This window comes from Alistipes sp. Marseille-P5061 (genome assembly GCF_900290115.1).
GTDB lineage: Bacteria > Bacteroidota > Bacteroidia > Bacteroidales > Rikenellaceae > Alistipes > Alistipes excrementigallinarum.
The window spans coordinates 761,650-769,200 of the sequence record NZ_LT985749.1; the positions used below are offsets into that span (position 1 = coordinate 761,650).

The following is a 7,551-nucleotide window of genomic DNA, read 5'->3' on the forward strand; positions in this document are numbered from 1 at the left end:
ACGAACAACAATACAACAAACGCATAAGAACATGGATACCAAAACGATTCTCAACGAAGCCTCCGCACGCATGCAGAAGGCCATCGACCATCTGGAGGAGGAGCTCATCAACGTACGCGCCGGCAAGGCGTCGCCCACGGTGCTCAACGGAGTGATGGTGGACTACTTCGGTTCGCAGGTACCCGTATCGGGCGCCGCGAGCGTCACGGTTCCCGACGCGAAGACGATTCTCATCCAGCCGTGGGACAAGAAGATGCTGCGCGTGATTGAGAAGGCGATTCTCGACTCGAACATCGGACTCACCCCCTCGAACAACGGCGAGCAGATTCGCCTGACGATTCCGCCGCTGACCGAGGACCGGCGCAAGGAGCTGGTCAAGCAGGTGCGCGGTGAGGCCGAGACGGCCCGCATCAGCCTGCGCAACGCCCGCCGCGACGCGGTGGAGGCCTTCAAGAAGGCTCAGAAGGAGGGCATGCCCGAGGATGAGTCGAAGGATGGCGAGACGCAGACGCAGAAGCTGCTCGAGAAGTTCACCAAGCTGCTCGACGGCGTTCTGGAGCGCAAGGAGAAGGAGATTATGACCGTCTGAGCCAGTCCCAGGCCGGCAAAACACAAGGCGAAAGCGCCGCTTTCCACATCGGGGGCGGCGCTTTTTTCATGTACGGCGGTCCCGTCTCCATGTCTGGGCCCGACCCGGCCGCTGAAAGGCCCCGCAACCCGAGGCCCACACCGAAAGCCCAACCCGACCGGGAGGGCGACCTCCCCACTCCGGACTGCTGCCGAAAGGCCGCTTTGCCCGCCCCGACCTGTAAAGTGCAAAACGAAGGCGCCGCTCCCCACACTGGGGGCGGCGCTTTTTTTCATGTCCGGCGGTCCCGTCTCCGTGTCTGGGCCCCACCCGCCAATAGGCACCACGCCGCGGCTCGCACCAAAGGCCCGGACCGGCCGACAAGCGGACCCGCGCCGCAGCCCACATCAAGGGCCCGGCGGAGCTTCCCTTCCCGCACCCTCCATCCGAAAGCGGGCGGAACCCGGGGTATCCGCGAAGCCCCCCAAAAAACGGCAGGCAGAGGCCAAACGGCATCCGGGCATGGACCTCTCCCACGCCATTCCATCCAAAGCGGACAGGAAACCGGAGGCTCCGGCAAAGGCCGCAAACAGAGGAGAAGGAGGGACGGAGGGGAAGGAGGAAGGGAAGGAGAAAAGGGGGAAGGAAGCCAGAAAGCAGGAAAGCAGAAAAGCTGGGAAGCAGGAAGCCGGAAAGCGGGGAAGCCGGGAAGCGGGGAAGCCGGAAAGCGGGGAAGCCGGGAAGCGGGCGGAGGCACAAAAAGGCATAAAAAAACGGAGGCGCACCGTCGGGTGCACCTCCGCCTGCGGCTCTCAGCAGAGCCTTGCGTATCGGAATTACTTGTTGCGGTAAATCTTCTTGTAGCCGTAGATAGCCTCGTCGCCGAGCTCCTCCTCGATACGGAGCAGCTGGTTGTACTTGGCCATACGGTCCGAACGCGACATCGAGCCGGTCTTAATCTGGCCCGAGTTGGTAGCCACGGCGATGTCGGCAATCGTCGAGTCCTCGGTCTCACCCGAACGGTGCGAGGTTACCGACGTGTAGCCGGCGCGGTGTGCCATCTCGATGGCGTCGAGCGTCTCGGTCAGCGTACCAATCTGGTTTACCTTGATGAGAATCGAGTTGGCGCAGCCCATCTCGATACCCTTCTTCAGGAAGTCGACGTTCGTTACGAAGAGGTCGTCGCCCACCAGCTGGCACTTGTCGCCGATTTCGGCCGTCAGCATCTGCCAGCCTTCCCAGTCGTTCTCCGACATACCGTCCTCAATCGAGTCGATGGGGTACTTGGCAATCAGACCCTTGAGGTACTCTACCTGCTCCTTCGAAGTGCGCTTTGCACCCTTCTCGCCCTCGAATACCGTGTAGTCGTAGATGCCGTCCTTGTAGAACTCCGACGAAGCGCAGTCCATGCCAATCATGACATCCTTGCCCGGAACATAGCCGGCCTTCTCGATGGCCTTGATAATCGAATCCAGAGCATCCTCCGTACCGTTCAGTGCGGGAGCGAAACCGCCCTCATCACCTACAGCCGTCGAAAGACCGCGCTCGTGGAGCACCTTCTTGAGGTTGTGGAAGACCTCGGCGCCCATGCGCAGACCCTCCTTGAGCGAGGGAGCGCCCACGGGGCGAATCATGAACTCCTGGAATGCGATGGGGGCATCCGAGTGCGAACCGCCGTTGATGATGTTCATCATCGGAACGGGCAGCGTCTTGGCGTTGGCACCACCGATATAGCGGTAGAGGGGCATGCCGAAGTAGTCGGCAGCAGCGCGGGCCACGGCCAGCGAAACGCCCAGGATGGCGTTGGCGCCGAGGTTCGACTTGGTCTTCGTGCCGTCGAGGGCAATCATCGCCTTGTCGATGCCGACCTGGTCGGAAACGTTCATGCCGATGATGGCGGGGGCGATTACGTCGTTGACATTCTGCACGGCCTTCTGTACGCCCTTGCCCAGATAGCGGCTCTTGTCGCCGTCACGGAGCTCGAGGGCCTCGTTCTCACCCGTCGATGCGCCGCTCGGAACAGCTGCGCGACCGAAGGCGCCGGATACGGTACGAACTTCGACCTCAACGGTCGGATTGCCTCGCGAGTCGAGGATTTCCCTTGCGTGAATCTCTACAATCTGCATAGTCGTAATAATTTTATGGTTTGAATAACTTAATTTCCAATCGGTTTCGTGCGATTTGCACCGCAAAGGTACAAAATTATCGGGAAAAGAGTATTTCCTCTCCGTTATTTTTTCACACAAAGCGGGCCGCAAATTTGGCAATTCGCCGCAAATTTCTATCTTTGTTCCCCAACATCAACCCGCAAACCCTTAAAAAAACGCCTCAGGCATCCCGCCCATGCGCAAAGTTCTCTCCTTTTCCCTGCTTCTGATGCTGGGACTCGTCGCCTCGCAGCTGCTCCCCGGAGTGCTCGGCGAGGGCTACGCCGCCTTCAAGACCGGCTCCGACACGCTGCTCTACATCTGTCTGGCCTTCATCATGATAAACGTCGGACGTGAGTTCGAAATCGACAAGTCGCGCTGGAAGAGCTATACGGCCGACTACTTCATCGCCATGGCCACCGCCGCGCTGCCGTGGCTGCTCATCGCCCTCTACTACGTCTTCGTGCTGCTCCCCTCCGACCTCTGGAGCTCGCCCGAGGCGTGGAAGGAGAACCTGCTGCTGAGCCGCTTTGCGGCCCCCACCTCGGCCGGCATCCTCTTCACGATGCTGGCGGCGCTGAGCCTCAAGTCGAGCTGGATTTACCGCAAGATTCAGGTGCTGGCCATCTTCGACGACCTGGACACCATCCTGCTGATGATACCGCTGCAGATTATGATGATAGGGATGCGCTGGCAGCTCTTCGCCGTGCTGCTGGTGGTCATCGTGCTGCTCACCTTCGGCTGGCGGCGGCTCGGGCACTACGACGTGCGGCAGGACTGGAAGGCCGTGCTAGGCTACGCCGTGGTGGTCTTCGCCGCCACGCAGGCGGTCTATCTGGTGACCAAGCACCTCTACGGTCCCGAGCACAGCATCCACATCGAGGTGCTGCTGCCGGCCTTCGTGACGGGCATGGTCATGCGCCACCGCCACATCGACACCCCCGCCGAGCAGCGCGCCTCGACCGGCGTCTCGTTCCTCTTCATGTTCCTCGTCGGGCTGAGCATGCCGCTGGTCACCGGGGCGCCCCATCCGGTCGAGAGCCTCGCCGGAGGCCACTCGGTCACCGGTTCGCAGCCCGTCATGCCGTGGGGCATCATGCTGCTCCACGTGGTGGCCGTCTCGGCGCTCTCGAACCTGGGCAAGCTCGTGCCGATGTTCTTCTACCGCGACCGACGCAAGAGCGAGCGTCTGGCCCTCTCGATTGGCATGTTCACCCGCGGCGAGGTGGGAGCCGGCGTCATCTTCATCGCCCTGGGCTACAATCTGGGCGGCCCGGCGCTGATTATCTCGGCGCTGACGCTCGTGCTGAACCTCATCCTCACGGGCGGATTCGTCGTCTGGGTCAAGCGGCTGGCGCTGCGCTCGGCCGCTCCCGAGGAAGGCCCCGCAGCGGGCTCCGAAACGGCCGCCTGAGCCCAGCTCTACCGCCCGCGCCCGACCGACCTGCCGGTACGGATTTGCCGACCGGTACAACCGACCTTCATCGATGCGGCCTCGCCGCCCCCGCCTCGGGCAGGGCAACGTTCCCGACCGACCGGCTTCCTCCAACATAGGCATAAAAAGCCCCGGACCCTGCTGCGGGTCCGGGGCTTTTTCCTCGAAGTCCGGGGCTTTTCCCTCGGAGTGCGGGATGCGCACGGCCGCCAAGATGCGGCATGCGGCACGCCGGGGGTTCTTCTTCGGGATGCCGCAGCCGGCGCGACCTGTTCAGAGCACCGCCCCGGCGCAACCTGCTCGGAGCGACGCGCCGGGGCCGGGGCGCCGTTCTCAGAGCGCCGTAAGGCGGTAGTCGCCGGCACGCTCCGCAACCACGCGCTGCAGCTGCTCGACGGTGATGCCCTCGGCACAGCGGACCGTCGCTACGGGCGGCTCCAGCGTCACGCTGGCCTGAACGCCCTCGATGGAGTTGAGCGCCTGCTCGACATGCGTCCGGCAGTGGTTGCACATCATCCCTTCGACCTTGAATTTCATCTCTTTTTCCATAGTATTCCTGTTTTGATTGTTTGTTGATTCCGTTTCAATCGTCCGCTCCGAGGCGGCACCCTCGGCCGGGGCCTGTCCGGAGGTTTTACGCGCTGTGCACTCCTGCGCCCGGGCCGTAGAGGGCTCCACCGGGCAGACCGTCGCAGCAGACTCCGCCGGACGCTCCTTCCCGGTCGGGAGCGGGCATTCCCTCTCCGCAGAGGCCTCCGCAGTCGGGCGCTCCTCGTCGGCGGCCTCTTCGGCCGGCTCATCCGCCGGGGAGAGCGAGCCGCGGCGCAGCCGGAGGCTGTTGGTCACCACGCTGACGCTGCTCAGCGCCATCGCCGCGCCGCCAATCATCGGGTCGAGCAGGAATCCGCAGCAGGGGTAGAGCACGCCGGCCGCAATGGGGACGGCCGTCAGGTTGTAGATGAAGGCCCAGAAGAGGTTCTCGCGGATGGTGCGCCGCGTCCGCTGCGAGAGGGTCATCAGCTCGTCGACCTTGCCCAGGTCGGAGGTCAGCACGGTCACCATCGCCGCATCCATCGCAATGTCGCTGCCGCTGCCCATCGCCACGCTGAGGTCGGCGGCCGCCAGTGCGGCGCTGTCGTTGATGCCGTCGCCGACCATCGCCACGCGGTGCCCGGCGGCCTGCAGCTGCCGCACGAAGTCGCACTTGCGGTCGGGCAGCACCCCCGCCTCGACCCGCTCGATGCCGACGGCGCGGGCCACGGCACGGGCGGCATCCGGACGGTCGCCCGTGAGCATCCACACCTCGACGCCCCGCCGCCGCAGCCGCTCCACCGCCCGGTGCGAACCGGGCCGCACGCGGTCGGTGACGGCCAGCAGCGCCAGCGCACGCCGCTCGTCGGCGAACCACACCAGACTCTTCGCCTCGCGGCTCCACGACCCGGCCCGGCGGAGCATCGCCTCGTCGGGCTCGATACCCGCCTCGCGCAGCATCGCCTCGCTGCCGACCCGATAGCGGCTCCCCGCAACGCTTCCCGCAACGCCGCGGCCGGCCTGCGTCTCGAAGTGCTCCACCTCGAGGCGCTGCCGCTCGCCCAGCGAACGGGCCACCGCCTCCGAGAGCGGATGCTCCGAGCGGAGCGTGAGGGCGCTGAGCACGTCGCGCAGGCGCTCCTCCTCATCGGCCGGCAGTTCGGCCCAGAGGGCGTCGCTCACCTCGGGATGCCCCTCGGTGAGGGTTCCCGTCTTGTCGAGCACCACCGTGTCAATGCGTCCGGCCGTCTCGAGGCTCTCGGCGTCGCGCACCAGAATGCCCGCCTCGGCCCCCTTGCCGACACCCACCATCACGGCCGTCGGCGTGGCCAGCCCCAGGGCGCAGGGGCAGGCAATCACCAGCACCGTCACCGCCGCCAGCACCCCGTGCGAGAAGCCCTCCTCGGGGGCCAGGAGCCACCATGCGGCAAAGGAGAGGAGCGCCACGGCGAAGATGACCGGCACGAAGACGCGGGCGACGCGGTCGACCAGTTGCTCGACCGGCGAGCGGCTCCCCTGCGCCTCGCGCACCGCACGGACGATGTGGGCCAGCAGCGTCGCATCGCCGCGCCGCGTCACCTCGAAGCGGAAGCTGCCGCTGCCGTTGACCGTGCCGGCAAAGACGCGGTCGCCCGGATGTTTGGCACTGGGAAGCGGTTCGCCCGTGAGCAGGCTCTCGTCGACGTGCGACCCGCCGGAGATGACCCGGCCGTCGGCCGCCAGCCGCTCGCCCGCACGCACCTCGACCACGTCGCCCGGCTGCAGCGCCGCCAGGGGGATGAGCTCCACCCCGTCCGGCCGCTCGACGCGCACCGTTGCGGGCTGCAGTCCGCTCAGCTTGCGCACGGCATCCGAGGCGCTCCGGCGGGCCCTCATCTCGAGCATCCGCCCCAGCAGGATGAAGGCCACCACGACGCTCGCGGACTCGAAATAGAGGTGCGGCTGGACCCCCCGTTCGAGCCAGAAGCGGGGGAAGAGAAGGTTGAAGATGCTGAAGAGGTAGGCCACTCCGGTGCTGGCCGCCACGAGCGTGTCCATGTTGGCGGCGCCGTGGCGGAGCTGGCGCCAGGCGCGGCGGAAGAAGCCGCCGCCCAGCACGAAGACCACCGGTGTCGAGAGCAGCCACAGCAGGTAACCGGCCCACGGCTGTCCTCCCCAGACCATTCCGACGACCGCCACGGGCACCGCCAGAGAGAGGGCCCACACGGCACGGCGGCGCAGCGCACGGTATTCGGCTTCGCGTTCGCGCTCGGCGGCGTCGAACGCCTCGCCCTCGCTGGAGAGAAGCAGGTCGTAGCCCGCCTCCTGCACCACGCGGCGCAAGGTCTCGGGGGTGCAGAGCGCCGGGTCGTAGCGGACGCCGGCCGTCGAGGCGGCATAGTTGACCGAGGCCTCGGCGACCCCCTCCTGACGGCGGAGCACCTGCCCCACCCGTGCGGCGCAGGCCGCACAGCTCATGCCCGAAACGGGGAAGACCGCATCGACGGTGCGGTTTTTTGACGAATTCATGGATGCACGTTGTTTCATACACCGGCAAAGATAGGTAACTGGCGGCGTTGACTCGTTACAGAATCATGGATAAGATTTATATCCGGCCGGAAAAGGGCGCCGGGCGGGACAGGACAGGAAGAGCGGGGAAGAGGGGCGGTGAGGCCGGGGAAAATCGGGAAGAGGGCCGAAGGGGTCAGACGGAAACCGGAGGGGCGGACGGGGCAGGCAGGCGGGGGCAGGCGGGGGGGGGAGGGGGGGGGGGGGGGGCCCAGGGGGACGGGGGGGGGCGGGGGAGGGGGGGGGGGGGGGGGGGGCCCTTACCCTGTGGGGGGGGCGGGGGGGGGGGGGGGGCGGGGGGGGGGGCGGGCGGTGGGGGGGGG

At 66.1% G+C, this 7,551-nt stretch carries 5 protein-coding genes; 3 read left to right on the forward strand and 2 right to left on the reverse strand.

What is annotated here, in order from left to right; genetic code table 11:
• The first annotated feature begins 31 nt into the window (after nucleotides 1-31).
• Both frr and C8267_RS06945 read left to right on the forward strand, forming a co-directional pair.
• Complete coding sequence (gene frr, locus C8267_RS06940) at nucleotides 32-589, forward strand: ribosome recycling factor (RefSeq protein ID WP_106634152.1); 558 nt, start codon at nucleotides 32-34, stop codon at nucleotides 587-589.
• Nucleotides 590-1,090: 501 nt separating this feature from the next.
• Nucleotides 1,091-1,420 carry a hypothetical protein gene (locus tag C8267_RS06945; RefSeq protein WP_106634153.1) on the forward strand — a complete coding sequence of 110 codons (330 nt, stop codon included), beginning with the start codon at nucleotides 1,091-1,093 and terminating at the stop codon, nucleotides 1,418-1,420.
• On the opposite strand, the gene eno is transcribed toward C8267_RS06945, so the two are convergent.
• Nucleotides 1,405-2,694 carry a phosphopyruvate hydratase gene (gene eno / locus C8267_RS06950; protein WP_087362039.1) on the reverse strand — a complete coding sequence of 430 codons (1,290 nt, stop codon included), beginning with the start codon at nucleotides 2,692-2,694 and terminating at the stop codon, nucleotides 1,405-1,407. The genes C8267_RS06945 and eno overlap by 16 nt on opposite strands.
• Nucleotides 2,695-2,911: 217 nt before the next feature.
• On the opposite strand from eno, the gene C8267_RS06955 reads away from it, so the two are divergent.
• Complete coding sequence (locus C8267_RS06955; RefSeq protein ID WP_106634154.1) at nucleotides 2,912-4,129, forward strand: sodium:proton antiporter; 1,218 nt, start codon at nucleotides 2,912-2,914, stop codon at nucleotides 4,127-4,129.
• A 354-nt stretch (nucleotides 4,130-4,483) separates the two neighbouring features.
• Here the strand turns inward: C8267_RS06955 and C8267_RS06965 are convergent, their stop codons facing one another.
• Nucleotides 4,484-7,189, reverse strand: coding sequence for a heavy metal translocating P-type ATPase (locus C8267_RS06965; protein ID WP_234025716.1), 2,706 nt, complete (start codon nucleotides 7,187-7,189; stop codon nucleotides 4,484-4,486).
• Nucleotides 7,190-7,551: the final 362 nt, after the last annotated feature.

What these genes read in the sequence shown, in the direction of transcription:
- frr (WP_106634152.1), top strand. Translation starts at nt 32, where the DNA reads ATGGATACCAAAACGATTCTCAACGAAGCCTCCGCACGCATGCAGAAG.
- C8267_RS06945 (WP_106634153.1), top strand. Translation starts at nt 1,091, where the DNA reads ATGGACCTCTCCCACGCCATTCCATCCAAAGCGGACAGGAAACCGGAG.
- eno (WP_087362039.1), bottom strand. Translation starts at nt 2,694, where the DNA reads ATGCAGATTGTAGAGATTCACGCAAGGGAAATCCTCGACTCGCGAGGC.
- C8267_RS06955 (WP_106634154.1), top strand. Translation starts at nt 2,912, where the DNA reads ATGCGCAAAGTTCTCTCCTTTTCCCTGCTTCTGATGCTGGGACTCGTC.
- C8267_RS06965 (WP_234025716.1), bottom strand. Translation starts at nt 7,189, where the DNA reads ATGAATTCGTCAAAAAACCGCACCGTCGATGCGGTCTTCCCCGTTTCG.